Annotated in this window: 22 protein-coding genes; 15 read left to right on the forward strand and 7 right to left on the reverse strand. The window is 73.7% G+C overall.

Annotation, left to right across the window (positions count from 1 at the left end; genetic code table 11):
- The first annotated feature begins 4 nt into the window (after nt 1-4).
- From ACIQVT_RS33045 to ACIQVT_RS33085, 9 genes are all read left to right on the forward strand, one after another.
- Entirely contained in the window at nt 5-940 is a 936-nt protein-coding gene (locus ACIQVT_RS33045; RefSeq protein ID WP_403762818.1) for a carbohydrate ABC transporter permease, read from the forward strand.
- On the forward strand, nt 937-1,821 hold the full coding sequence (locus tag ACIQVT_RS33050) for a carbohydrate ABC transporter permease (RefSeq protein WP_403762821.1): 885 nt from the start codon (nt 937-939) through the stop codon (nt 1,819-1,821). The genes ACIQVT_RS33045 and ACIQVT_RS33050 overlap by 4 nt, the downstream gene beginning before the upstream one ends.
- 58 nt (nt 1,822-1,879) lie before the next feature.
- A complete protein-coding gene (locus tag ACIQVT_RS33055) occupies nt 1,880-3,022 on the forward strand; it encodes a Gfo/Idh/MocA family protein (protein ID WP_403762824.1) in 1,143 nt (380 codons plus the stop codon).
- Complete coding sequence (locus ACIQVT_RS33060) at nt 3,019-3,864, forward strand: PmoA family protein (RefSeq protein ID WP_403762827.1); 846 nt, start codon at nt 3,019-3,021, stop codon at nt 3,862-3,864. Before ACIQVT_RS33055 ends, ACIQVT_RS33060 begins: the two co-directional genes overlap by 4 nt.
- A 350-nt stretch (nt 3,865-4,214) precedes the next feature.
- A complete protein-coding gene (locus tag ACIQVT_RS33065) occupies nt 4,215-5,555 on the forward strand; it encodes an ABC transporter substrate-binding protein (protein ID WP_403762832.1) in 1,341 nt (446 codons plus the stop codon).
- Nucleotides 5,556-5,655: 100 nt separating this feature from the next.
- Nucleotides 5,656-6,462 (forward strand): rhamnogalacturonan acetylesterase, encoded by an 807-nt coding sequence (locus tag ACIQVT_RS33070; protein ID WP_403762835.1) that lies wholly within the window; start codon nt 5,656-5,658, stop codon nt 6,460-6,462.
- Between the two features lie 24 nt (nt 6,463-6,486).
- Nucleotides 6,487-7,824, forward strand: a complete 1,338-nt coding sequence (locus ACIQVT_RS33075; protein ID WP_403762838.1) for a polysaccharide lyase family 1 protein — start codon at nt 6,487-6,489, stop codon at nt 7,822-7,824.
- A 62-nt stretch (nt 7,825-7,886) separates the two neighbouring features.
- Entirely contained in the window at nt 7,887-9,008 is a 1,122-nt protein-coding gene (locus ACIQVT_RS33080) for a pectinesterase family protein (protein ID WP_403762841.1), read from the forward strand.
- A 290-nt stretch (nt 9,009-9,298) separates the two neighbouring features.
- Nucleotides 9,299-10,249, forward strand: a complete 951-nt coding sequence (locus ACIQVT_RS33085; RefSeq protein WP_403762844.1) for a M28 family metallopeptidase — start codon at nt 9,299-9,301, stop codon at nt 10,247-10,249.
- 72 nt (nt 10,250-10,321) lie between these two features.
- On the opposite strand, the gene ACIQVT_RS33090 is transcribed toward ACIQVT_RS33085, so the two are convergent.
- From ACIQVT_RS33090 to ACIQVT_RS33120, 7 genes are read right to left on the reverse strand one after another with little or no spacing between them, the layout of a single operon-like run.
- A complete protein-coding gene (locus ACIQVT_RS33090; RefSeq protein WP_403762847.1) occupies nt 10,322-12,661 on the reverse strand; it encodes an amino acid adenylation domain-containing protein in 2,340 nt (779 codons plus the stop codon).
- 44 nt (nt 12,662-12,705) lie between these two features.
- The gene (locus tag ACIQVT_RS33095; protein ID WP_403762850.1) at nt 12,706-13,134 is read right to left on the reverse strand and encodes a nuclear transport factor 2 family protein; all 429 of its coding nucleotides are present in this window, start codon (nt 13,132-13,134) and stop codon (nt 12,706-12,708) included.
- Nucleotides 13,135-13,177: 43 nt separating this feature from the next.
- Entirely contained in the window at nt 13,178-14,419 is a 1,242-nt protein-coding gene (locus ACIQVT_RS33100) for a polyketide synthase (protein WP_403762853.1), read from the reverse strand.
- Between the two features lie 11 nt (nt 14,420-14,430).
- Entirely contained in the window at nt 14,431-15,444 is a 1,014-nt protein-coding gene (locus tag ACIQVT_RS33105) for a zinc-binding dehydrogenase (RefSeq protein ID WP_403762855.1), read from the reverse strand.
- A gap of 22 nt (nt 15,445-15,466) precedes the next feature.
- The gene (locus ACIQVT_RS33110; protein ID WP_403762857.1) at nt 15,467-19,519 is read right to left on the reverse strand and encodes an amino acid adenylation domain-containing protein; all 4,053 of its coding nucleotides are present in this window, start codon (nt 19,517-19,519) and stop codon (nt 15,467-15,469) included.
- Nucleotides 19,516-19,824, reverse strand: a complete 309-nt coding sequence (locus ACIQVT_RS33115) for an acyl carrier protein (protein WP_403762860.1) — start codon at nt 19,822-19,824, stop codon at nt 19,516-19,518. The genes ACIQVT_RS33110 and ACIQVT_RS33115 overlap by 4 nt, the downstream gene beginning before the upstream one ends.
- Entirely contained in the window at nt 19,821-20,864 is a 1,044-nt protein-coding gene (locus ACIQVT_RS33120; RefSeq protein ID WP_403762863.1) for a ketopantoate reductase family protein, read from the reverse strand. Before ACIQVT_RS33120 ends, ACIQVT_RS33115 begins: the two co-directional genes overlap by 4 nt.
- Before the next feature lie 786 nt (nt 20,865-21,650).
- Here ACIQVT_RS33120 and ACIQVT_RS33125 point away from each other — a divergent pair.
- The 6 genes from ACIQVT_RS33125 to ACIQVT_RS33150 all read left to right on the forward strand — a co-directional run bounded on the left by ACIQVT_RS33125 (nt 21,651) and on the right by ACIQVT_RS33150 (nt 26,447).
- A complete protein-coding gene (locus ACIQVT_RS33125) occupies nt 21,651-21,884 on the forward strand; it encodes an acyl carrier protein (RefSeq protein ID WP_403762866.1) in 234 nt (77 codons plus the stop codon).
- 59 nt (nt 21,885-21,943) lie between these two features.
- Complete coding sequence (locus ACIQVT_RS33130) at nt 21,944-23,017, forward strand: SAM-dependent methyltransferase (RefSeq protein WP_403762870.1); 1,074 nt, start codon at nt 21,944-21,946, stop codon at nt 23,015-23,017.
- A complete protein-coding gene (locus ACIQVT_RS33135; RefSeq protein ID WP_403762873.1) occupies nt 23,017-23,403 on the forward strand; it encodes a cupin domain-containing protein in 387 nt (128 codons plus the stop codon). The genes ACIQVT_RS33130 and ACIQVT_RS33135 overlap by 1 nt, the downstream gene beginning before the upstream one ends.
- The gene (locus tag ACIQVT_RS33140) at nt 23,400-24,488 is read left to right on the forward strand and encodes a pyridoxal phosphate-dependent aminotransferase (protein ID WP_403762876.1); all 1,089 of its coding nucleotides are present in this window, start codon (nt 23,400-23,402) and stop codon (nt 24,486-24,488) included. Before ACIQVT_RS33135 ends, ACIQVT_RS33140 begins: the two co-directional genes overlap by 4 nt.
- 67 nt (nt 24,489-24,555) lie before the next feature.
- Nucleotides 24,556-25,599, forward strand: coding sequence for a methyltransferase (locus ACIQVT_RS33145; RefSeq protein ID WP_403762879.1), 1,044 nt, complete (start codon nt 24,556-24,558; stop codon nt 25,597-25,599).
- Nucleotides 25,596-26,447: a hypothetical protein gene (locus tag ACIQVT_RS33150; protein WP_403762882.1), complete on the forward strand. Its 852-nt coding sequence runs from the start codon at nt 25,596-25,598 to the stop codon at nt 26,445-26,447. The genes ACIQVT_RS33145 and ACIQVT_RS33150 overlap by 4 nt, the downstream gene beginning before the upstream one ends.
- Nucleotides 26,448-26,452: the final 5 nt, after the last annotated feature.

Raw genomic sequence — 26,452 nt, forward strand, 5'->3', positions numbered from 1 at the left:
AGTCATGGCCCAAGCCGCAGCCGTGGCGAAACCGCCCGCGCCACCCCGGCGGCGCCGTGCCTCCACGACCCCGCGCAGGCTGCCGTACCTGCTCGTCGCCCCGGCGGCCCTGCTCATGCTGGGCTTCATCGTCTACCCGGTGCTCAACGTCTTCTACTACAGCCTCCAGGACTACAACCCCACCAAACCGTGGCGGAACGGTTTCGCGGGCCTCGCCAACTTCACCCGGGCCTTCGCCCACGACCCGCAGTTCTGGGACACGCTGACCTTCAGCGCCAAGTGGGTCGTGGTGGAGGTGGGTGCGCAGCTGCTGTTCGGCCTCGCGCTGGCCCTCATCGTCAACCAGACCTTCGTGGGGCGGGCGGTGGCCCGCGCCCTCGTCTTCTCGCCCTGGGCCGTCTCCGGCGTCCTCACCTCGGCGATCTGGGTGCTGCTCTACAACAGCCAGACCGGCGTGACCCGTTACCTCGCCGACGCGGGCCTCGGCTCCTACGGCACCAGTTGGCTGTCGGACACCTCCACGGTCTTCCCCGCCGCGGTGGCCGCCGACCTCTGGCGCGGGGTCCCCTTCTTCGCGATCCTCATCCTCGCCGACCTCCAGTCCGTCCCCGGGGACCTGTACGAGGCCGCCGAGGTCGACGGGGCGAGCCGGCTCCAGCGGTTCCGGCACATCACGCTGCCCCACCTGAAGGACGCGATCGTCCTCGCCACGCTGCTGCGCGCGGTGTGGGAGTTCAACAACGTCGACCTGCTCTACACCCTGACCGGCGGCGGCCCGGCCGGCGAGACGACCACGCTGCCGCTGTACATCGCCCGGACCAGCGTCGACGCGCACGACTTCGGTTACGCCTCCGCCCTGACCACGGTGGCCTTCGTCATCCTGCTCTTCTGCTCGATCCTCTACCTGCGGCTGAGCAAGTTCGGAGGGAGCTCCAAGTGATCACCGAGATCGCTCCCGCACCCGAGCGCGTGACCCCCGGGCCCGCACCCGCCCGCCGCGCGCGGCGCACCCGGGACGAGGTGCCGCGCCGGCACATCTACGTCCCGCTGGGCATCTACCTGCTGTTCACGCTGATCCCCTTCTACTGGATCGTGCTGTTCGCGCTCCGCCCGGCCGGCTCCACCTCGCTCGTGCCCTGGCCCATGACCACCGAGCACTTCCAGAAGGTGTGGACCGAGCGCGGCTTCGGCACCTACTTCGCCAACAGCGTCTACGTCGGCGTCGCCACCCTGGTGCTGACCACCGTGGTCGCCCTGGCCGGCGGCTACGCCCTCGCCCGCTTCGACTTCCGCCTCAAGCGCGGGTTCGTGCTGGCCCTGCTGTGCTCCCAGTTCGTGCCCGGCGCGCTGCTGCTGGTGCCGCTGTTCCAGATCTTCGCCAGGCTGTCCATGATCAACTCGCTGGGCAGTGTCGTCGTCGCCGAGACGGTCTTCCAGCTGCCGCTGTCGATGATCCTCATCAGCGGCTTCATCCGGAACGTGCCCTACTCGTTGGAGGAGGCCGCCTGGGTGGACGGGTGCGACCGGTTCACCGCCTTCCGGATCGTCGTCCTGCCGCTGCTGCGGCCCGGCCTGATCGCCGTCGGCTCCTTCGCCTTCGTGCACGCCTGGAACCACTTCCTGTTCGCCCTGATGTTCCTCTCCGACCAGAGCAAGCAGACCGTCCCGGTCGGCCTCGACACCCTGATGAGCGCGGACAGCGTCGACCTCGGCGCGCTCGCGGCGGGCGGCATCATCGCCGCCGTACCCGTGGTGATCGTGTTCGCGTTCATCCAGAAGTGGCTGATCACCGGGTTCAGCGCGGGGGCGGTGAAGGGATGACCCGCCATCCGGTCACCTCCCGGCGGGCCGCCCGGCCCGCGGACGCGGGGAGGAGGGCATGACCGTACCCGTCGTCCTCGCGGGCGCCCGCGGCCACGGCCGCCGGCACCTGGACAACATCCGCCGCCTCCAGGCCCTCGGCACCGTCCGGCTGGCCGGGATCTGCGAACTGACCCCGCTCACCGCCGACGAGATCCCCGACGGCCTCGGCGCCCCCGCGCAGTCCGCCGACCTCGGGGCGCTCCTGGGCGCCACCGGCGCCCGGATCGCCGTCGTCTGCACGCCGATCCCCACCCACACCGCCCTGGCCCTCACCGCCGCCGGACGCGGGGCCCACCTCCTGCTGGAGAAACCACCCGCCCCCTCCTACGCCGAGTTCCGCCGCATGGCCGACGGTGTCGCCGGGGCCCGGGTGGCCTGCCAGATCGGCTTCCAGTCCCTCGGCTCGCACGCCGTGCCCGCGATCCGCCGCATGGTCGCCGACGGGATGATCGGCGAGGTCACCGGGGTCGGCGGCGCCGGTGCCTGGGCCCGCGACGAGGCCTACTACCGGCGCGCGCCCTGGGCGGGCCGGCGGCGCCTGCACGGCGCCGACGTCGTCGACGGCGTGCTCACCAACCCCCTCGCGCACGCCGTCGCCACCGGCCTCGCCCTCCTCGGCACCACCCGCGCCGAGGACGTCACCGGCATCGAGACCGAGCTGCTGCGCGCCAACCCCGTCGAGTCCGACGACACCTCCTGCGTCCGCGTCCGCACCCCGCGCGGCCCGGTGACGGTCGCGGCGACCCTGTGCGCCGAACGGCCCGGGGAGCCGTACGTGGTGGTGCACGGCAGCACCGGCCGGATCACCTTCTGGTACAAGCAGGACCGGGTGCTGCTCCAGCGGGCCGGCCACGGCCCCGAGGAGCTGGTGTTCGGCCGCACGGACCTGCTGGAGAACCTCGTCGGACACCTGGCCGGCGGTGACGCGCTGCTGGTCCCGCCGGACGCGACGGGCGCCTTCATGCGGGTCGTCGAGGCCGTCCGCACGGCCCCCGACCCGGCGCCGCTGCCCGGACACGCCTGGCGGTGGCTGCCCGCCGAGCGGCGCCGGGTCGTGCCCGGCGTCGAGGAGCTGGTCGCGGCGGCGGCCGACCGCCTCGCCCTCTACTCCGAACTGGGCGCCCCCTGGGCGCCGCCGAAGGAGGTGAGCACCCGATGACGTCCGCGGACACGCTGATCCTGCGGGTCGCGGGCCGCCCGGTCGGCCGGTACGTCACCCGGCCCGAGCTGCCCGCCCGGCTCTCCCCGCGCCCCTACCTGCACCCCGTCACCACCCTGGCCGGCACGGTGGTCACCGAGCTGTCCCCGGCCGACCACGCCCACCACCTCGGCGTCGGTGTCGCCGTTCCCGACGTCGAGGGGCACAACTTCTGGGGCGGGCGGACCTTCGTCCGGGGCCGGGGGCCGGCCGAACTCGACGACCACGGCGCCCAGCGGCACACCGGTTTCCAGCTCCGCGACCCCGACGGGTTCATGGCGGAGCTGCGTTGGACCGCCGCCGGGCGGGAGCTGCTGCGCGAGCGCCGTACCGTCGCCGTCACCGGGCTCACCGCCACCGCCTGGGCGCTGGACCTCACCTTCTCCCTCACCAACGTCACCCCCGGCCCCCTCTCGATCGGCAGCCCCGCCACCAACGGGCGGCCCGGCGCGGCCTACGGCGGGTTCTTCTGGCGGGCACCCCGGGAGCGGGAGGCACCACGGGTGTTCACCGCCGGCCGGGAGGGCGAGACCCGGGTGCACGGCACCCGCGCCGACTGGCTGGCGCTGGCCGGCACGGACTGGACCCTGGTCTTCGCCGGGGCCACCGGGGAGACCCGCCGGGACCCGTGGTTCGTACGGGCCGCCGAGTACCCCGGGGTCGGTTCCTCGCTGGCGCACGCCGAACGGCTGGCCGTCGCGCCCGGCGGGACCGTCGTACGCCGGATCGTCACCGTCGTCGCCGACGGTCGGCTGGGACCGGACGAGGCGGCGGCCCTGGTCCGCGCGGCGGTCGGCACGTGAACACCCCCGGCACCCGCGCCGCCCCGGTCCCGGACGCCGACCGGCCCGCCCCGGACGCCGTCCGCGCCCGCGACGACTTCCATCTGACCGTCTCCGGCTTCCCGGCCCGCCCCTGCCCCGCTCACGGGACCTCGTCCACCGGCCCCTCGTCGGTTCCCTTCGGGGTTCGCGACGGCCCCGGCACGGGCGGGTTCCGGCCGCCGTCCCCGCGCCACCACGCGGGCGGGTCCGACGGCGGACGCGACGCCTCACCTTTTCGCCGAACCGCCGGAGTACCGGAGGAACGGAACACCGCAAGAGCACCGCAAGCGCACCGGAAGACCACCGGAAGAGAAGAAGAGAGCCGACCGATGAAGAGCAGCATCCGTATCCGCGCCGGCAGACGGGCCGCCCCGGCCGCCGTCCTGGCCGGCGTCCTCGTGCTGACCGCCACCGCCTGCGGCGACGACGGCAGCGGCAGCGCGGGGGACAAGGGGAGCGAGGGCTCCGGCAAGGGCACGATCACCTTCTGGGACAACAACGGCGGTGTCCGCACCGACGTGTGGAAGCAGATCATCGCCGACTTCGAGAAGAAGTACCCCGACATCGAGGTCAAGTACGTCGGCGTGCCCGCCGCGAGCGTCCAGTCCAAGTACGACACCGCCATCCAGGGCGGCGGCCTGCCCGACGTCGGCGGGCTGAACACCGCCATGCTCGCCGAGGTCGCCGTGCAGGGCGTGCTGGAGCCGCTCGACGACCGGATCTCCGGCAGCTCCCTCGACGGCAGGCTCAACACGAAGTTCCTGGAGAGCGTGAAGGCCGCCGGCGGCACCGGCCGGACGTACACCGTGCCGACCTCCGCCAACAACGGCACGCTGTGGTACCGCACCGACCTGTTCGCGGCGGCCAGACTCGACCCGCCGACCACCTGGACGAAGTTCTACGCGGCGGCCGGCAAGCTGACCGACCGCGAGCGCAACCGGTTCGGGTACACCATCCGCGGCGGCGAGGGGTCCATCGCGCAGGCCCTGGACGCGATGTACGGGCAGAGCGGGATCACGTCGTTCTGGAAGGGCGACCGGACCACGGTCGACGACCCGCGGAACGTGGCCGCGCTGGAGAAGTACGCCGGCCTGTACAAGAAGGACACCCCGTCCGCCGACGTCAACAACGACTTCACCAAGATGGTCGCGCAGTGGGACTCCGGCACCATCGGGATGCTGAGCCACAACCTGGGGTCCTTCGCCGACCACGACAAGGCGCTGAAGGGCAGGTTCCGGGGCCTGCCCAACCCGACCCTGGACGACGGCACGCGGGTGCAGGTGTCCAACCCGGTCGACGGGCTCGCGCTGTTCAGGTCCGGTCGGCACAAGGCTGCCGCCTGGAAGTTCATCGAGTTCGCCGCCTCGCACGCCGCCAACAGCAGGTGGAACCGGGTCGCCGGGCAGGTCCCGGCGAACACCGAGGCGGCGCGGGACGCGTGGGTGCGGGCGTCGGAGCCGACGAAGCTCGCCGCCGAGGCGCTGAACGGCACCCGTACCAAGGTCGTGCAGCTGCCGTACTACCTGCCGGACTGGAACACCATCTCCAAGGCCGACAACGAACCAGCCTTCCAGAAGGTCCTGCTCGGCAAGCTCGGCGCGAAGGAGTTCCTGGACACGCTGGCCGACCAGCTCGACACCGCCCGGGCCGACTGGAAGAAGAACCACTGAGCGCCGGCCGGCCCCGGCTCGCGGCACCCCCGCGGGCCGGACCGGACCCGGACACCGCCCCGCACCCCTGGATGGCCCCCACGCCCGAAAGGTACTGTCCGTGTCCCTCACGCGCAGACGGCTCGGCCTCGCCGCCGCCGCCACCGCTCCCCTCGTCCTCGGCGCGACCGGTACGGCACGGGCCGCCGGACACCGTGCCCCTGCCCGCACCCTGTACCTCGCCGGTGACTCCACGGCCGCCCCGAAGGACGCCGGCGAGGCACCGGAGACCGGCTGGGGGATGGCGCTGCCCTTCTTCCTCCGGCCGGGCCTCACCGTGGCCGACCACGCGGTCAACGGCCGCAGTTCGAAGAGCTTCCTGGACGAGGGGCGGCTCGACGCGGTCCTCGCCCTGATCCGCCCCGGCGACCTGCTGCTCGTCCAGTTCGGGCACAACGACGAGAAGGCCGCCGACCCCGCCCGTCACACCGAGCCCTGGACGACGTACCAGGAGTGCCTGCGCCGCTACGTCACGGGCGCCCGGTCCCGCGGGGCCCGGCCCGTCCTCGCCACGCCCGTCGAGCGCCGCAGGTTCGACGCCGCGGGCGACGCCCTGCCGACCCACGGCGACTACCCGGCGGCCATGCGCGCGCTGGCCGCGCGGGAGGGGGTGGCGCTGCTGGACATCGAGGCGCTCTCGCTCGCGCTGTGGCAGCGGCTCGGCCCGGAGGGGACCAAGACGTACTTCAACTGGACCGCCACCGAGCAGGACAACACCCACTTCAACCCGCCGGGCGCCATCGCCGTGGCCCGGCTCGTGGCGCGGGAGTTGCTGCGTACCCGGGTACTGGCCCGGCACGACGTCGTCCGGCTGCACGAGGACGTTCCGGCGTCCTGGATCACCTGGCCGCCCGCCCCGCGGTCCTGACCCGTCACCGAGGAGAGCCGCACCATGCGCACACCGAACTGTCATGAACGTGTCATTGCGACGCTGGCGGGATGCACGGCCCTCGTGCTGGCCCTCACCGGCACCGCCGCCGCCTCCGGCCCGACCACCGGCCACCGCGCCGGCCACCGCGCCGGTCCGGAGCGGCAGGTCCTGCCCGCCCGGGACGGCTGGGCGTCCTACGGCACCGGCACCACCGGCGGAGCCGCCGCCGACCCCGCGCACGTCTACACCGTCACCACCTGGGAGCAGTTCAAGGCCGCCCTCACCGACGGCGGCACCGCGCCGAGGATCATCCGCGTACGGGGGACGATCGACGCCGACGGACCGGGCTGCGACGCGTTCGCCGTCCCCGGCTACGACCTCGCCACCTATCTGAAGACCTACGACCCGGCGGTCTGGGGGCGCACGCGCACCCTCGACGGCGAACCCGACGACAGCCCCGAGGGCCTGCGCCGCGCCTCCGCCGCCCGCCAGGACGCCTCCATCAAGGCCGCCGTCCCCGCCGACACCACCATCGTCGGCATCGGCCGCGGCGCCGGCTTGCGGGGTGCCAGTCTCCAGATCAAGGACGCCGACAACGTCATCGTCCGCAACCTGGCCTTCGAGAGCCCCCTCGACTGCTTCCCGCAGTGGGACCCGACCGACACCGCCGACGGCAACTGGAACTCCGAGTACGACAGCGCCGTCATCAGCGGCTCGACCCACGTGTGGATCGACCACGACACCTTCACCGACGGCGCCCACCCCGACAGCACCCTGCCGTCCTACTACGGCCGGATCTACGAACAGCACGACGGCGAGCTGGACATCGTCAAGGGCGCCGACCACGTCACCGCCTCCTGGAACGTCTTCGAGGACCACGACAAGACCGTCCTCGTCGGCAACAGCGACAGCGCCGCGACAGCCGCCGTCGACCGGGGGCACCTCAAGGTGACGTTCCACCACAACCTGTTCCGGAACCTGGTCGAGCGGGCGCCACGCGTCCGTTTCGGGCAGGTGGACTCCTACGACAACCACTTCGTCGCCGGCGCCGGCTACTCCTACACCTACGGCATCGGCCTGGAGTCCCAGCTCGTCGCCGAGCACAACGCGTTCACCCTGCCGGACGGCGTCCGGGCCGGGTCGGTGCTGAAGAAGTGGAAGGACGCGCCGGTCACCGCCGCCGACAACTGGGTCAACGGGGAGCCGGTGGACCTCGTCGCCGCCCACAACGCGCAGCTGCCCGGCGAGGCCCTGCGCTCCGGGGCCGGCTGGACGCCGGTCCTGCGCACCCGGGTGGACCGGCCGCGCGCCGTGCCCGCCCTCGTCGACCACCGCGCCGGCGCCGGACACCTGCGCTGACAGCCCCGGGGGGCCGGTCCGCCCCGGCCCCCCGGCCGAGCCGCACCCGAAGGAGCACACCCATGCCCCTGTCCCGACGGCATCTCCTCACCGCGGGCGCCCTGGCGGCCGCGACCGCCGCCGCGCCCGTCCTCGCGTCCGCACCCGCCCGGGCCGCCGCCGCACCGCGCCCGTTCGGCCGCCACGGCTCCCCGGCCCGCCGCCTCACCCCCGGCACCCTGTACGTCGACCCGCACGGCCGGGGCGACGCCACCACCGTCCAGGCCGCGGTGACCGCCGCCACCGGCAGCGGACGGACCCTGGTCATCGCGCCCGGCACCTACCGGGAGACGGTCACGGTGGACGCCGGCAGCACGGAGATGACGTGGATCGGCGCCTCGGAGGACCCCCGTGACGTCGTCATCGTCCACGACAACGCGGCCGGCACCCCCCGGCCCGGCGGCGGCACCTACGGCACCTCCGGCTCCGCGACGACGACCGTCCGGGCCGACGGCTTCACCGCCCACCGGATCACCTTCGCCAACGACTGGCTGCGCGCGGACCACCCGGACGTCACCGCCACCCAGGCCGTCGCCGCCAAGGTGCAGGGTGACCGCTGCGCCTTCCTGCACTGCCGCTTCCTCGGCCACCAGGACACCCTGTACGCCGACTCCGCCGCACTCGGCGTCCCGGCCCGCCAGTACTACGCGCACTGCCACATCGAGGGCGACGTCGACTTCGTCTTCGGCCGCGCCACCGCCGTGTACGAGGACTGCCGCTTCCACACCCTGGACCGCACCGACCTCGCGGCGGCCCCCTACGGCTTCGTCCTCGCGCCCTCCACGGCCGCCGCCGGCCCGCGCGGCTTCCTGGTCCTGCGCGGGCGGATCACCAGCGCGGCCCCGGACGGTTACTACAAGCTGGCCCGCCCCTGGGTGCCCAGCTCGGACCCGACCGCCCGCCCGATGCTCACCGTCCGCGAGACCTGGCTCGGCCCGGGCATCGACCCGGCCGCCCCCTACGCCGACATGTCGGCCGCCCACCCCTGGCAGCGGCAGCGGTTCGCCGAGTACCGCGACCGGGGGCCGGGCGCGGTGATCACGGTTCCGGAGAACCGCCCCCAGCTCACCCGGGAGGAGGCCCGGGCGGCGACCCGGACGGCCTGGCTGGGGGACTGGACGCCCTGGCGGCAGCACCGGGGGTGAGCCCCCGGGGACGGCCCGCCCGGGACGACCCGCCGGGCGGGTGGAAACACGCCAGGAATTCCACCTTTCCCACAGCCGCCGATGCGTGATTCCACGTGATTCCTGGGCGCTCCGGGGTGGAATTCGAAAGATATCAACTGGCGGGAAACGAGCTTCCGATTCCCTCCGTTTGTGAAGGCGCGGGAAAGGTCGGTGACGCCGGCCGGGTGCCATGAAATATTCGGGGCGATCACGGGGGATCCCCTGATCGGAAATTGTCACGCACCCGCACCGCAGAGGGGAAACGCGCAGTGCCTTCCACACCCGTGCGCCCAGCCGTCATCGCGGCCTCCACCCTGTCCCTGCTGCTCCTGGCGACGGCCGGTGTGCATGCCGAAGAGCCTGCTCAGGCAGGTGACGCGCCCGACATCTCGGTCTCCCGGGTGATGCGGCACCTCGACGCGCTCCAGCAGATCTCCGACACCCACCACGGCAACCGGGCCCACGGCACGGCCGGATACCAGGCGTCCGTCGAATATGTCCGCGGAAAACTGGACGCCGCCGGATACAGAACCTCCCTCCAGCAATTCGAGTTCGGCGGCAAGAAAAGCTGGAACCTGATCGCCGACTGGCCGCACGGCGGGCGTTCCGGAAAGGTGCTCGTGGTCGGTGCGCACCTCGACTCGGTGGACACGGGCCCCGGGATCAACGACAACGGCTCCAGCGTCGGCGCCATCCTGGAGACCGCGCTGACGGTCTCCGCGCGAAAGGCGGCCCCCGCCCAGCACCTCCGGTTCGCCTTCTGGGGGACCGAGGAGGAGACCTACATCGGTTCGACCCACTACGTGAACAGCCTGCCGCCGGCCGAACTGTCCCGGATCAGCGCCTACCTGAACTTCGACATGATCGGCTCACCCAACCCCGGGTACTTCGTCTACGACCAGAGCCCCGAGGTCGCCCGGCACTTCAAGGCCTTCTTCGACACCAAGGGCATCCCCACCGAACCCGCCACCGCGCTCAACGGCCGCAGCGACCACGAGCCGTTCCTCGCCAAGGGCGTCCCGGTGGGCGGCATCTTCACCGGCTCCGCCGAGATCAAGACCCCGGAGCAGGCCGCGAAGTGGGGCGGTACCGCCGGCCGGGCCATGGACGTCTGCTACCACCTGGCCTGCGACACCCCCGCCAACATCGACCGGCACGCCCTCGACGTCAACAGCGACGCCGTCGCGGCGATGGTCTGGCAGCTCGGCGTGCGCGGCTGACCACCGGGCAGGTCCCGTACGGGGGTGCCCGGTGATCCGGCCGGACCACCGGGCACCCCCGTACGGCAGCGGTCAGCGCGGGCGGCGCCCGCGGGGGCGCGCCGCCAGCCGGGCCAGCCGGTCCCGGTCCACCTTGCCGGTGGGGCCGACCGGCAGCGCCGGCAGGACGAGCACGTGCTCCGGGAGCATGTAGCTCGGCAGGGCGCCGGCGAGCCGGCGGCGCACGAGGCCGGCGGACAACTCCCGCTCCGCCGCCCCGGTGGCCACGGCCGCCACGATCTGCGGGCCGTCCTCGCCGAGCAGCGTGGTGACCGCGCAGTCCGCCACCCCCGGCACCCGCCGCAGCGCGGCCAGCACCTCACCCAGCTCGATCCGGTATCCGCGCACCTTGACCTGGTCGTCGCGGCGGCCCCGGAACTCCAGGTTGCCGTCGGCGCGCCACAGGGCCCGGTCGCCGGTGGCGTACATCCGCTCGCCCGGCACCCCACCGACGGTGTCGGCCGTGAACTTCGCGGCCGTCAGCTCCGGTTCGCCCACATAGCCGTCGGCCACGGCGACACCGGCGATGTACAGGTCGCCCTCCACGCCGACCGGCAGCGGTTTGCGGTCCTCGTCCAGCACGTAGTAGCGGGCGTTCTGGATCGGCCGGCCGTACGGCACGCTGGTCCACTCCGGGTCGATCGCGCCGACGTCGAAGTGGTTCGACCAGATCGTCGCCTCCGTCGCCCCGCCGAGCGCCACCACGCGGGCCCCGGGGAAACGGTCCCGGACCCGGTCGGGGAGGGTGAGCGGCACCCAGTCGCCGCTGAGGAGCACCAGCCGCAGCCGGGGTTCCGGCGCGTCCGGCCCGGGCTCCTCGGCGAAGGACATCACCATGCCGAGCGCGGCCGGCGCCGAGTCCCAGAAGGTGACCGGCTCGCGCAGCATGATCTCCATCAGCCGTTCGCCGTCGGAGAGTTCGTCCGCCGGCACGACGCGCAGGGACGCGCCCGCCGCCAGGACGCCCAGCAGGTCGTACACCGACAGGTCGAAGGTGAGGGCGGTCACCCACAGCAGGCAGTCGTCCGGCCCGACCGCGTACGTCTCGTTGACCCACTGGATGACGTTCACGGCACTGCGGTGGCGCACCGAGACACCCTTGGGCACACCGGTGGAGCCCGAGGTGAAGATGACGTACGCGGTGTCCCCGGCGCCGGGCCCGGCCGGCAGCGGCAGGTCGCGCGCGGCCTCCACGTCGCTCCACGTGCCGACCACCGGCTCGTACGGCGCCGCGGGCTCCGCCGGCACCGGGCGCAGGACCACGTCGTAGCGGTCCCGCAGGACGGCCGGCCAGTCCTCGCCCGCGCGGCGGTGGACCTCCGCCCGCACCGGCAGGCCGAGCCGGGCGCCCAGCTCCCCGAACCAGCCCGCGGGCACCCGCAGGTGGCCCGGGTCCCCCTCCTCGCCCGGTTCCTCCAGGTCGGCGAGGACCACCGCCCCGCCGGGCGCCAGCGCGCCCAGCGCGTCCCGCAGCACCGACCGCAGGTACTCGAACCCCGGGAAGAACTGGGCGACGCTGGCCAGCACCACCACGTCGGCGCCCCCCGGCGGCACCACGTCACCGAGTCCGTCGGCGGCGGCCCGGACGAACCGGGCGCCGTCGCCGTACTCCCGGGCCGCCCGTTCCAGCGCCACCGGCGACACGTCGACGCCCGTGTAGGAGGCCACCCGGTCCCGCAGGGCACAGGCGACCAGCCCGGCACCGCAGCCCACCTCGACGACCCGGGGCCGGTCCGCGACCGACAGCACCAGGTCGCGCACCCGGGCGACGTACGTCCCGACCTGCGCATCGCAGACGCCGTCGGCAGGGTTCCGGTTGAACCCCGAGGCGCGCGCCTGGTCCTCGTCCTCGGCGACGGCGTCCCACAGCAGGCCCACCGCCTCCGTGTCCAGCGGGTCGGGGGCCGGGGCCCGCAGGTCGGTGCAGACCAGCCGGACCTCGGTGCCCGCCAGGTGCCCGGCCTCCTCCGCGCGCCGCGCCAGCGCGTGACCGGTGACGATCCAGCCGATGCCCAGCCGGCGCACCGGGGTGGCGATCCGCGCGGCCGGCCAGCGCGCGTCCAGCGGCACGTAGGCCGCGCCGCTGCGCAGCACCCCGACGACCGCCCGCACACTGTCGTACGAGTTCTCGTGCAGGATGCCGACGAAGGCGCCCGGGCCCGCGCCCCGGGCACCCAGGAAGCGGGCGAGCAGACCGGAGTCCTCCCACAGCTGCCCGTACGTCCTGACCTGCCCACCGTCCAGGCGGACGGCCGGGGCGTCCGGGTCCTCCCGCACCCGCCGCTCGATCAGGTCGACCATGCTCACCTGGTCCTCGAACGGCCGTGCCGTGTCGTTCCACGCGGCCGGCGGCAGCTCCCAGTCCTCTGCCATCTGCTCTGCCCTCCTCCGTTCTGGCCCACCCGGGCGGCGGACCGTCAGATGACGCGGCCGTACTTGGGGTTGTCGCGGTGGATGACCCGCTCCCGGATGCGCAGCTCACCGTCGACGCGCACCATGCGGTCCTCGACGCTGGAGGAGGAGAAGAAGCGCACCAGGTCCTCGGTGCCGGTCTGCGTCACCAGCGAGTAGTAGGTGACGCGCAGGCCGTCGTCGCCGTCCGGCTCGATCAGGAAGTGGTCGAACCAGTGCCGGGTGACCAGCCCCTCGTACATCGGGAGCATGCTCTTCATCTTGGCGCGCATCGCCTCCCGGCCCTCCACCTTCTCCCCGCGGTGCGGGTGGGCGACCGAGCCGTCCTCGGTGAAGGTGGCCGTGAACCGCTCGATGTCCAGGTCGTCCAGGACGCGCATCTGGCGGGCGTAGAAGTTCTTGACCTCGATGTACAGGTCGGCGTTGACGGACATGGGTGCTCCTTGCTGTGACTCGGTGAGGGGAACGGGCGGACCGTCAGGGCGACGGCGCTTCCTCCAGGACGAGGAAGGCGTTGGTGCCGCCCACGCCGGCCGACATCAGGCCGGCCGTGCGGGGGCGGCCGTACTCGGGCCAGGGGCGGCCCTCGGGGAGGATGCCGAAGCGCGCGCCGCGCCCGGTGAACTCCTCGATGGGATCCTCGGTGTTGGGCGTCGCGGGCAGGAACCCGCGGTCCATCGCGAGGCAGGTCTTGATCAGCGCCGCCATGCCGGCGGCGGTGTCGCAGTGGCCGACGGAGGCCTTCACCGAGCCCACCGCCACCGGCTCGCCCTCGGTGCCGAGTGCCTCGATCAGGGCGGTCGCCTCGATCTGGTCGTTCAGCGGGATGCCGACCCCGTGCGTCTCGACGTAGTCGACGTCGGCGCCGGTCAGTCCCGCCGCATCCAGGGCCCGGCGCACCGCGCGGACCTTGCCGTCGACGCCGGGGATGACGAAACCGGGCTTGGCACGGCCGTCGTTGGTGACGGCGCTGCCCCGGATCACGGCGTAGACCGGGTCGCCGTCGCGCAGCGCGTCGTCGAGCCGGCGCAGCAGCACGGCACCGGAGCCGTCACCGGGGACCACGCCGTTGTGCCGGCGGTCGAAGGGGCGCACGATCCCCTCGGTGGAGTAGATGCTGCGCGGGGTGCGCAGATAGGTGCCGTCGGCGTCCTCCTGGACGGCGACCGCCCCGGCCAGGGCGTAGTCGCAGCTGTGCGAGCGCAGGCTCTGGCAGGCCAGGTGGACGGCGACGCCCGAGGTGGCGCACGCCGAGTCCAGCATCACCGACTCGCCCCACAGGTCCTGGAGGTAGGAGAAGTAGGGCCCGGCGAACGTCGGGTCGACGTGCACCACGTCGTCGAAGGCGGCCCGCGGCACGTGCTTGGTGCGGGCGCAGCCGGCGTACACGGCGGTCCGGCCGGCGATGTCCGACAGCCGCACCCCGGCGTCCTCCGCCGCCTGCCACAGCGACTCCTGGAGCATGCCGTGCTGCGGGTCCAGGCCCTCGACGCCGACCAGCGCGCCGTCGTAGCGGTCCCGGTGCGGCGCCAGCCCCCAGGAGTGCACGCGCAGCCGGTCCCCGCCCAGGTCCTCCACGACCGGCACCGGCTCCCGCCGGAAGCAGTCGCGGCCCGCGACGAGGTTGTCCCAGAACGCCTCGGTGTCGGGCGCCCCGGCGAAGCGGCCGCCGACACCGATGACGGCCACCGGGTCGGAGCGCTTGGAGAGTTCTGACATGCGACCCTGCCTCAGTCGAAGGTGAGCGCGACCTTGACGACCCCGTCCCCGCGGTGGTGCGCCAGGTCGAAGGCGTCGGCGACGTTCTTGATGTCGAAGGTGTGGGTGATGTGGTCGTCGACCCGGACCGCGCCGCTGCCGATCAGGTCCAGGGCGGTGCGGAAGGAGGCGAGCCCCGGCTCCAGCTGCGCGCCGCCCACCGCGTGGATCAACTGGGCGTTGCGCACGAAGAGATGGGCGTACGGGATGCGCATGTCGTAGTCCTCGGGCATCCCGAAGAAGCCCAGCCGCCCCTGCTGGCCGACCATCCGCATCGCGTGCTCGCGCGCCCCGTCGGTGCCGGCCGCCTCGATCACCAGGTCGGCGCCCGCGCCGCCGGTCAGCTCCATGACGACCTCCTCGGCGCTCTCCCCGGGCACGTGCGCGGTGGCGTCCGCGCCGAGGGCACGCGCCACCGCCAGCCGCCCCGGTTCCAGGTCGACCGCCACCACCCGTTCGAAGCCGCGGTGCCTGAGCATCTGGAGGAAGAGCAGACCCGCCGAGCCGACACCGACGACGGCGGCGGTCCGGCCCGGCGGCACCGGCTCGGGCCAGAACCGCTTCAGCGCGAACACGACCGTCCCCAGCTGCTGCGCCATCAGGTGGACCGTCGGCGCCCCGGTGTCCGCCAGCGGCAGCAGGAACCGGTCGGCGATGGTCTGGTAGCGCGCGAACGACGCCATGTAGGCGTGGTTGGGCACGGTCAGCACGAGGTCGCCCGGCGTGAACCGCGCCGACCGGCTCTCCATCACCCGGCCGACGGCCTCGTGCCCCGGGTATCCCGCCGGGCACGGGTAGGGGTGGTCCCGCATGTCGCGGAAGAACGGGGACTCGGCGCGCACCCGGTGCACATCACTGCCGCAGATGGCGGCCACGGTGTTGTGGACCAGGACCTCGTCCTCGCCCAGCTCCCGGAACGCGACGTCCTCCACCTCCAGGCGCCCGGGTTCGACGAGAACGGCGGCTTCGCCACGTACGTGCGGCATGCGGACCTTCCTTCGGAGGTGTTCACGAGTGGTCGGTGCGGGCGGCGGGCGCCCAGGACAGGGGGTGGCCGGGCAGCCGGAGCCGGCGGGCCGGGCCGTCCGGGGTCAGCCGCGCCCCGACGCCCTGGCACCACAGCGCGGCGAGGGCCGCGAGCAGGGCCCCGTCGTCCGGGTCCGCCGCGGACAGCTCCAGGACGGCCACCTCGCCGAGCTGGTCGCGGGCGACCTGGAGCAGCTTGGCGGGGTCGGCCTCGGTGGTCAGGTGGGCGGGGAGCGGTGCGGGCCCGTCGGGGGCGACCGGGCCGAGCGCGGTGCTCCACAGCACGCCGGGGCGGCCGGGCAGGGGCGCGGTGCCGGACCGGCCGGCCGCGTACCGGAGGCCGTCCTCGGCCCCGAGCGCCGCGCCCACCACGGCCGCCGCGATCCGGCCCGTCCCGGTACCGAGCACCGCCGCCGGGGCGACCCCCCACCGGGCCAGCCGGCCGGCGAGGTCCACCTGCCGGGCGACGGCGTCGGCGGTGCCCGCGCCCTCGCCCGCGTCCGCGAACGCGAACACCACGGCGGGGGCCGCTCCCGGGACCGGCGGCGCCGCCGGGTGGCCGGTGCCGTCCCGCAGGGCCCGCACCGCCTCCCCGTGGTCGGCCACCACCACGGCGAACCGGTGCGCGAACCGCTCCCGCCCCCGGTCCAGGGTGTGCGCGACGTCTCCCAGCGCCACCCGCGCATTCGCCTCCAGGTACGCGGCCAGCCGCTCCCGGGCCACGCCGAGGGCCTGCGCGGTGACGGCGGACACGGCGAGGACGTGGTGCCGGGCCCCGCCCGCGGCGGCCGGGGCCGGCGCGGGCCGCCGCCGTACGGCCCGGCCGGCGGCCGGAGTCGCGGAGGCGGCCGGGGCGGCCGGGGCGGTCGCGGGGATGGCCGCGGGCCGGTGGGCGGCGGCGATCAGACGGGCCTGGTCCCGGACGGTGACGTGCCGCAGCAGATCGATGACCGGGACGTCCGCGCCGGTCGCCAGTCTCAGCTGCTCGCGCAGCTTCACCAGCAGCAGCGAATGGCCGCCCGCGTCGAAGAAGTTGCGGTCCGAGCCGAAACCGTCGTGCCCCAGCACCGCCCGCCAGGCGGCCCGTACGCCGTCCAGCGCGGAGGCCGAGCCCGGAGCAGCGGCCACGGCCGCGGGCGGGGCCGGCGCGGCGGGGGCCGGTTCCGGGACGCGCGCCCCCCGGTCCACGTCCGGCAGCCGGCGCCGGTCGATCTTGCCGGTCGGGGTCAGCGGCAGCTCGTCCACCAGCATCAGGTGGCTCGGTACGGCGAAGGCGGGCAGCCGCAGCCTGGCGTGCCGGCCGACGTCGTCGGCGTCCGTACCGGGCGCGGCCACCGCGTAGGCGACGATCTCCTTCTCGCCGCGCCCGTTGACCCGGGTGGTGACGAAGACCGACGTGACGTCCGGATGGGCGCCCAGCACCGCCTCCACCTCGCCGAGTTCGACGCGCTGGCTGCGGATCTTGACCTGGTTGTCGTCGCGGCCGATGAACTCCAGCAGTCCGTCCGGTGTCCACCGCACCCGGTCGCCGGTGCGGTACAGCCGGGTGGTGCCGTCGGTGACGAAGCGGCCGGCGGCCGACTCCGGCGCGTTCAGGTAGCCGTCGGCCAGCCCCGCGCCGCCGAGCAGGAGTTCGCCGGGCACCCCGCGCGGGACCGGCCGGGTGCCGCCCTCCTGCACCACCCGCACCTCGGTACCGGGCACCGGACGGCCGATGGGGACGGTACGGGCGTCCGCCGCGACCTCGGTGACCGGGAACCAGGTGGAGGTGAAGGAGTTCTCGGTGGGACCGTAGCTGTGCAGCAGCACCCCGGGCCGGCTCCAGCGCAGGGCGCGGCGCATGTGCGGTACGGAGATCAGCTCGCCGCCGAAGTAGACCCGGCGCAGCGACTGGAGCGTGTCCGGGGCGTCCTCGATGATCCGGTTCAGCAGCGGTGTCGTCACCAGCAGCGTCGTGATCCCCCTCGCCCGGACGACCGCCCGCGTCTCCCGGGGGCTGAGGACCAGGTGCTTGTCGAGGACGACCAGTTCGGCGCCGTGCGCCAGCGCGCCCCAGATCTCGTAGCTGGCGCCGTCGAAGTTGAGCGGGCACAGCTGGGCGACCACGTCCGTCTCGTCCAGCGGGATGAAGTCGGGCCGGTGCAGCAGCCGGGCCAGGCCCCGGTGCGGCAGCACGACGCCCTTGGGCCGGCCGGTCGTGCCGGAGGTGTAGAGCACGCACAGGGTCGCCGCCTCGTCGTACGGGACCTCGGGCGCGGCCGGCCCGTCCGGCCCCGCCTCCATCTCGTCCAGCCGTACGGCCGTGCCGTCCGGCACGTCGAGGCGGTGCCCGCAGTCGGGGTCGACGACGAGGACGGCCGGGCGGGCGTCGTCCACGATCAACTGGAGCTGGGCCTCGGGATAGGCCGGGTCCAGCGGCAGGTAGGCGGCCCCGGCCAGGGCGCTGGCCAGCCAGAACACCGGGGTGTCGAGGCCCGGGGGGAGCAGCAGGGCCACCGTGGAGCCGGGCCCGGCGCCCCGTTCCCGCAGCCGGCCGGCCAGTCCCCGGGCGCGGGCGCCGAGTTCGCCGTAGGTGAGGACGCGGTCCCCGTGGCGCACGGCGACCGCGTCCGGGCGGCCGGCGGCGTGCCGCAGGACCAGCGCGGGGATGGCGGGCGCCGGCGCGGTGGCGGGCGCGCCGTGCGCCGCGACCCGGGACAGACCCGGGTCGCACACGGCGAGCAGGTCGCCGCAGGCGGTGTCCGGGGCGGCCACCGCGCGGGCCAACAGCTCGCGCAGTTCCTCGGCGAACAGCTCGGCGGTGTCCCGGCGGTAGCGGGCGGTGTCGTAGTAGACGCACAGCCGGGTGCCGGCCGAACCCTCCAGCACGTTGACCGAGAACTCGTACTTCGTCGTCTCGTCCGGGTGGTCGAAGCGGCGGACGGTGACCTCGCCGGCCCGCCACTCGTCCTCGTAGGCGGGCGTGTACATGAACGCCGTGCGCTCCACGCCCGGATCGTCCGGCCGCGCGCCGCGGATCTCGCGCAGCCGCCGCACCGGCAGGTGGGCGTGGTCCATCGCGTCGAGCATCTGCCCGCGCAACCGGGCCGTCACGTCGAGGAAGCTCTCCTCGCGGTCGAGCCGGTCGCGTACCGGCAGCACCCGGCTGAACAGGTCGACGCGCTCGGCGTCGGCGTCCCGGCGGCCGGCGAAGACCATGCCGAGGACACCCTCGGACTTCCCCGCCCACGCGTGCAGCAGCACCGACCAGGCCGCCAGGACGACCACGGCGGGGGAGCCCCGGTGGGCCGCGGCCAGCGCCCGGACCCCCTCGGTCACCTCGTCGGGCAGCCGTACCTCCACCCGGCCGGAGGGCCCGGGGAAGCCGTCCTCGGGCACCAGGTCGTGCGGCGGCGCGAGGGAGGCGGGGGCGTCGCGCAGCACCGTGGTCCAGTAGGCCTCGGCCTCGGCGTTCTCGGCTTCGGCGTTCTCGGCCTCGGTGTTCTCGGCCTCGCTGTTCTCGGCCTCGGCGTCCGTCGCGGCCGGCTCCCCGGTGCCGGAGGCGCGCGGCGCGGGGTCCGGTCCGCCCGCCGCCCGGGCCCGGTACGCCGCCACCAGGTCCTCGGCGAGGATCCGGCTGGACCAGCCGTCGGAGACGATGTGGTGCATCGTGACGGCGAGCAGGGCGCCCCCGTCACCGGTCAGCAGGGCCGCCCGCAGCAGGGGGGCCGTGGCGAGGTCGAAGGGGGCGCGGCCGGCGACGACCGCGCGGCCGAGCGCCTCGGCCCGGTCGTAGCGGCCGGGCAGCCGCTCGGTGACGAAGGCCAGGGGCGGTTCGGCCGAGGTGTCGCGCCACAGCTCGCCGCCCTCGGTGGCGAAGGCGCCGCGCAAACCCGGGTGCGCCCGCAGCACGTCGCCGAGGGCGGCCCGCAGCGCCGGTACGTCGACGCCCGGGAGGAACTCCAGGTCGACGGTGACGTTGTAGCGGTCGGAGTCGGGTTCGCGCTGGCAGGCGAGCCAGACGTCCAACTGCTCGGAGGAGGCCGGTGCCCTCACTTGGCGACCGCCACGTGCTCGCCGGCGGCGTCCGCCCGCAGGGCGCGCACCAGGCCGGCGACCGTCGCGACGGAACGGAAGTGCACCGGGGTGAAGTCGGCGTCCGTGATCGTCACCCCGAACCGCTGCTCGCACTGGGCACGCAGCTCCACGAAGCCGAGGGAGTCCAGCCCGAGGACGTCCTGGAGGCCGTCGTCGTCCCCGATGCGCTCCGCGGGCACGTCCAGGAAGAGGTCCTCCACGAGGATCTCCTTCAGCGCCGCTTCCAGGGTCTCGGCCTGCTTCTCGCCCGAACCGACGGTCATGACGTTTCTCCCTTGGTGTAGGTGGATCGGTGCGGCGCGGGGGTCCCGGCGCGCCCCTCCCGCTCCGCGGCCCGGCGGGTCAGCTCGGTGACGGCCGGCAGGACCAGGTCGTGGTCCCGGGCGCGGCGCAGTACCGGCTCGGTGAGCGCGGCGAGTTCGGTCGGCCGGACACCGGCGGCCATGTCCCGGCGCAGGGAGGTGTCGGTCCGGCCGGGCAGGGTGTCGAGGGTGCGCAGCAGCTCCGCCTCGTCCACGGCGACGCCCTCGGCCGCCGCGACGGCGCAGGCCTCGCGCGCCGCGTCGCGCAGCAGCGCCGCCGCTCCGGGCCGCCGGCGGACGACGCCGAGCGGGCCGTCCGCCGCGGTGGTGGCCAGGGCCAGCGGCAGCAGCAGGACCAGCTTGCGCCACAGCACGGCGGCGGGGTGCGGTTCGGTGACGCAGGCGATGCCCGCGTCCGCGAGGGACGCGGTGACACCGGCGAGTGCGGTGGCGCGCGACGCGTCGGCACCGGGCTCGTCGTCGCCGGGCGTGTCGGTACCGGCATTGTCGGTACCGGGCGTGTCGGTACCGGGCGTGTCGTCGCCGGGTGCCGCGGGTGTGTCCCGCTCCGCCAGGCTGACCTCGGCGAACAGGGAGTTCCACGTCACCCGGCCCGGCCCGGTGCGCTCGGCCTCGACGCGGACCGCGCCGACGATCTGGCGCGGGCCGAACATGTCCCGCAGCACGGCGGGGTGGTCGAGCCCGTTGAGCAACGGCACCACCGCGCCCGGCGGCGCGCCCGGGGCGGTCCGGGACAGGGCGGCCCCGAGTGCCGGTGCCTTCACCGTCACCCACAGGACGTCGACCGGCTCGTCGAGCCGGCCCACCGCGCGGACCGGCACGCGGTGGTCGCCGCGCAGTGCGCTGTGGACGTCGATCACACCGGCGTAGCGGGCCCGGGTGGGTTCCCGCATCACCAGCGTGACGTCGTGGCCGCCGCGGGCCAGGGCCGCCCCGAGGGCGAGCCCCACTCCGCCGGCGCCGAGAATCGCATGCCTCAACACGTTTCCTGGAGCGTCTCGTGAGAAGACCGGGGCCCCGCGCGGCCCCCGCGGGTACGGCGGGCAGCCGGCGGGCACGCCGGTCGAAGGAAGGTGGGACGTGGAACGAAGTGGCCGGCTACGGCCCTGAAGGGTCCGACGGCCGCGGGTCGGGCGGCCGAACACCCTTGATTTCTACCGGAGTTCGGAAACGACTCCGCCGATGTGTGCATGCGGCCGATCGGCCGGTGCGTACTCCCCCGTAACGGCGTACACGATTCCCCCTGTCACGCCGGATCCAGATCACCGCCGAACGCGGTGCTGAAATACTGCGTTCACATACGGCTCAGACTGTAGGGGCGTCAACTTTCGGCCGTCAACCTGCTTTTCGGCCAACGCTGGCCGGTGCGCGCACCCTCCGGCGGCCGGCCGACAAGAAATGTCGATCATTTGGCCGGACCCCGTACGGCGATGTGTGGCCGACAAACGACCCTTGACTGGCCCGATGACTGCTGCCTACGCTCCGACAACGGCAATCTGGCCACCACGGCGAGCATTCGGCTCGGGGACCGAACCGGTTTGATCCACCGGTTGTGCGTCTGTTTCCACGGGGGATCGAAAAAGAGAAAGCGCATACAGTCGCACCCCTGCGCGCTGCCGCTCCACGGCACCGTCGTATCCGGGGTGTTGAACCGTGAGCCGCGATGACACGGGGGAATTCCATTGACCGATGACGGTGTGAGAACACGTCCGGAAACGCATTCCGCGACCCTTTCCCAGACGTCCGCAGCCAGGCCTGAACCGACGATGAACGACCAGGTCAGAGCTGCGTGGATCGACGTACTCGGGCATGACGACTTCGACGACGACACCCCTTTCCTGGAAGCGGGTGGCCATTCCTTGAAAGCCGCGCAGGTGCTGATCCGGCTCCGCCGGAAACTCGGTCTGCGCCTGCCCAACCGGTTGTTCTTCGACCACCCCACCGTGCGTGAACTGGCGGCTGCCGTGGAGCGAATCGCCACCACGTCCCCCCGCGCGTGATCGGCCGGCACCGAGACCTAAATGCCGTCGGCCCCGACTGATTCAGGAAGGCTCTTCTTGTGACCGCTCCCGTTTCCCGCGACGGCATCCAAGAGGCAAGCGACAGCGTCCTCATCCCCGCGGACTGGCGGGGAGACGCGAAGACCCCGCTCGACGCCGACACCGCGTTCAACGGATTCATCTCGACCAATGTCGTCTTCGCACTGGAACAACTGGGCATGTTCGCCTGGTTCGACGACAACGGCCGCCTGGACATCGCGGATTACTGCCGGGAACGGCGGCTGGACGAGACCGTGGTCCGCCGGCTGCTGTCCGCCGCGGAGACGTTCGGCTATCTCGTCACGACCGGCGACACGGTCGTCCCCACCCACGCCTGGGACGAACTCCGCCGCAAAATAGGTTTCTTCACCTGGGGGGTCGGGGGATACCACGACGTGTTCGCGAACGCCGCGTCGATCGCGCGCCGCGAGCGCGTCTTCGGCGAGGACGTCCGGCGCGACGAGGGCATGGTGGCGCTCGGCTCGGCCCAGGCCGACCTGGCACTGATGCGGCACATCCTCGACGAGCAGATCGCCGAACTCGACTTCTCCGTCCTCGCCGACCTCGGCAGCGGCATCAGCGAGCGCGTCTCGCGCCTGGTCAAGACCCGTCCCGGCGCCCGCGGACTGGGCCTGGACATCAGCGAGTCGGCCACCCGCCTGGCCGCCGGCACCGTCGCGCGCCACGGCCTGACCGACCGCGTCCGGCCGATCTGCGCCGACGTCCTCGACGTCCTCTTCCGGGGCCGCCGCGTCGACGGCGCCGAAGAGGTCGACGTCGCGATGAGCTTCATGTTCCTGCATGACCTGCTGGTCGACCCGCGCACCCGCGGGGACGTCGTCCCGGCGCTGCGCAAGGCGTTCCCCCGCGCGCACACCTTCCTGCTCGGCGACACCACCGTCCGCCCGCGCGGCGAGGCCGGGACGTTGCCGGTGTTCTCCAGCGGCTTCGAGCTGGCGCACGCCCTGATGGGCGTCCCGATCTACACCCGCGAGGAGTACGAGGACCTCTTCCGCGAGGGCGGCCTGCACCTGCGCCGGACCATCCCCTTCGGCGCCCCCCACACCTACCTCTTCGTCCTGGAGGCGCAGTGATGACCGACCGACGCCCGGGCGGGGCCGAGATCGTCGAGGACCTGCCCATCCCGCTCACCGTGGCCGGCCACCACCAGCCCGCGCCCTTCTACCTCACCGCCGACATGTTCGGCGGCCTGCCGGTGCAGCTCGCCGGCGGCGAACTGACCGGGCTGATCGGCAAGCCCGTCGCCGCCCCGCACACCCACCCGGTGGACGAGCTGTACCTGCTGGTGTCCCCGAACAAGGGCGGCGCCCGCATCGAGGTCCAGCTCGACGGCGTACGCCACGAGCTGCTCTCACCCGCCGTGATGCGCATCCCGGCCGGCAGCGAGCACTGCTTCCTCACCCTGGAGGCCGAGGTCGGCAGCTACTGCTTCGGCGTCCTGCTGGGTGACCACCAGTGACCCGGCCCCCCGCCGCACGCGGGGACGCGGCACCCGCCGGCTCCGCGCAGGCGTTCAACACGCGTGTCGCCGGGGCCGACGACCTGATCCGCCTGCACCTCAGCGAGAGCCCGTACGGGGCCGGCAAGGCGGCCCTGCGGGCGGCCGAGCGCGAACTGGCCCGGGTCAACGTCTACCCCGACCCCGAGCGCCACGACCTGGTCCACGCCCTCGCCGAGCACTGGGGCGTCACCCCGGACCACATCGCCGTCGCCAACGGCAGCGACGAACTCGTCCTGGCCACCGCGCTCGCCCTCGGCGACCGCACCCGGCCCGGACTCGTCACCGACGGCACGTTCCCCGGCTACCGCACCTGCCTTGAACTGACCGGACGCGGCTGCACCGCCGTACCGCCGGCCGGCACGGACGTCGACGTGGAGGCGTTCGCCGCGCGCCTGCCCGGGCACGGGATCGGCTACCTCTGCAACCCGCACAACCCCAGCGGCGCGGCCCACACCCGCGAGGAGCTGGCCGCGCTGGCCGACGCCGCCGCGTGCTGCGGGGTCCCGCTGGTGTTCGACGAGGCGTACATGGAGTTCGCCGGCCCGGACGCCCCGCAGACCCGCGACCTGCTGGCCGGGGACGCGCCGCTGCTCGCGCTGCGCACCTTCTCCAAGGCGTACGGGCTGGCCGCGCTGCGCGTCGGCTACGCCGTCGGCCGGCCCGAGCTCGTCGCCGTCCTGCGGCAGACGCTGCGCGCCCTGCCGTTCAGCGTCAACCGGCTCGCCCAGGCGGCGGCCCTCGGCGCCCTCGGTGAGCGGGACTTCCTGGACGGTGTGCGCCGGTCCACCGCCGAGCGGCGCCGCTGGTTCACCGCCGAGCTGGACCGCCGGGGACGCGGCCACCTGCCCTCCGTCACCAACTTCGTCGCGGTCGCCGCCCGGGACTGCGCGCTCGCACAGGACCGGCTCGCCGCCGACCACGGCATTCTCGTTCGCAATGCGGGACTGTTCGGATTCCCCGGCTATCTGCGCACGTCGCTCGGCACGCAGGAAGACCTCGTCCGATTCCTCGACGCCCTCGACGAGATCGAGAAGACCCCCTGACAAAGCTTCCGGATTCCTCGCGGACGCCCGGCGACAAAGCTGAAACAGAACGACAAGGAGCGATTGCGTGTTCCGTCACGACCCGTTGAACACGATCCTGGCGCTGGGCTCCGGTTTCACGCCCACCGCCGTGCGCGTGACCGCGACCCTGCGCCTGCCCGACCTGGTCGAGCAGGGGCACCGGACGGTGTCCGCCCTGGCCGCCGAGACCGGCACGGACGAGCAGTCCCTGGGCCGGGTCCTGCACTACGTCAGCCTGCTGGGGCTGTTCACCCGGACCGGGGAGCCCGAGGACGCGGACCCGGCCTACGAGCTGACCGACGTGGGCCGGGTGCTGCTCGGCGACCATCCGAGCAACCTGCGCCGCTGGCTGGACTACGAGGACCCCAGCCGGCCGATGGAGGCCCGCTTCGAACCGGCCGTCGGGCTGCTCATGGAGGCCGTACGCACCGGCGCGCCGGTGTACGAGAAGGCCCACGGCCGGCCCTTCTGGGCGGACCTGGAGGCCCACCCGGACATCGAGAAGTCGTTCAACACGGGCATCGCCCGCATCGCCAACCGGCTCGTCCCCGAACTGGCCCGCATCTACGACTGGTCCGCCGTCCGGCACGTGGTCGACGTCGGCGGCGGCAACGGCTCCCTGCTGCTCAGACTGCTCACCGAACACCCCGCGCTGCGGGGCACGCTGCTCGAACTGGAGAGCGTGGTCGAGGAGGCCAGGGGGACGGTGTCCCCGGTCGCCGGCCGCTGCGAACTGGTGGCGGGCAGCTTCTTCGACCCGATGCCGGCCGGCGGCGACGTCTACCTGATCGCCAACACGCTGCACAACTGGAGCGACCGCGACGCCGGCCGCATCCTCGGCCGCTGCGCCGAGGCCCTGGAACCCGGCGGCCGGGTCGTCGTCGTCGAACGGCTGCTGGACAGCGGCAAGGACCCGGTGATGGCGAGCTACGCCGACCTGCTGATGCTGGTGCTGCTCGGCGGCCGCGAGCGCAGCCGGGAGGACCTGCGCGCCCTCGGCGACGCGGTGGGCCTCACCCTCACCGACACCAGGAAGTTCGAGCTGCCCGGCCACTGGCTGATCGAGTTCACCAAGGGGGAGACACGGTGAAGCGCTCGCTGAACCCCGACGAGCCCAACGCGCTGCTGTCGTACGACTTCGACCGGGGCAGCAACTACGAGAGCGTCCTGAACCTCACCGAGGCCCTCGGCGCGCTCGTCCCGGAGAGCGAGACCGACCACCCCGACCAGCGGTTCTTCCAGGTGGCGCACCTCATCACCGAGTACGCCTGGGTGCAGATCCACTACGAGCTGCGCCGCGCCCTGACCCACCTGGAGCACGACCGCCACCCGCAGGCGGTCCGGCTGTTCGACCGGGCCACCTCGCTGAGCGAGATCACCGTGCAGGCGGTGCGCCTGATCACCGACCACCTGCCGCAGCACGGCCTGCTGATGATGCGCAACGCCCTGCCCGAGGACGCCACCGGGCTGGACTCGCCCGGCTACCGCAACCTGCGGCGCGTGGCCCGGCCGGTGTGGAAGGCGTACGAGCAGGCGGTGGAGCGCGCCGGGCTCTCCCTCCAGGACGTGATCGCCCAGCAGGACGACGGGTACACCGGCCCCGGATCGCCGCGCGCGCAGTCCCTGGCCCTGGTCCGTGAGGCGATGCTGCGGCTGGACGGCAGCGTCCTCGGCTGGAAGCAGCAGCACCTGATCATGGTGTGGTCGCAGCTGGGCGGCCAGCCGGGCCTGCGCAAGGAGAGCGCCGAGACGGACGCGGCCGGGCTGCCGCAGAGCCTGGGCGGCCGGTCGCTGGCCACACTGGAGGCCCGCTCCCAGTCGACCCTGTTCCCGGAGCTGTGGCGGGCGGCGGAGGAGGCCTACTGGCTGCTCGGCACCCGGCACGACACGGACGCCCCGGTGCGCGGCGGCGGGAACGGCTGCCCGGTGCAGCACTGACCCGA

Origin of the sequence: Streptomyces sp. NPDC100445 (genome assembly GCF_044759735.1) — a bacterium.
Lineage (GTDB): Bacteria > Actinomycetota > Actinomycetes > Streptomycetales > Streptomycetaceae > Streptomyces.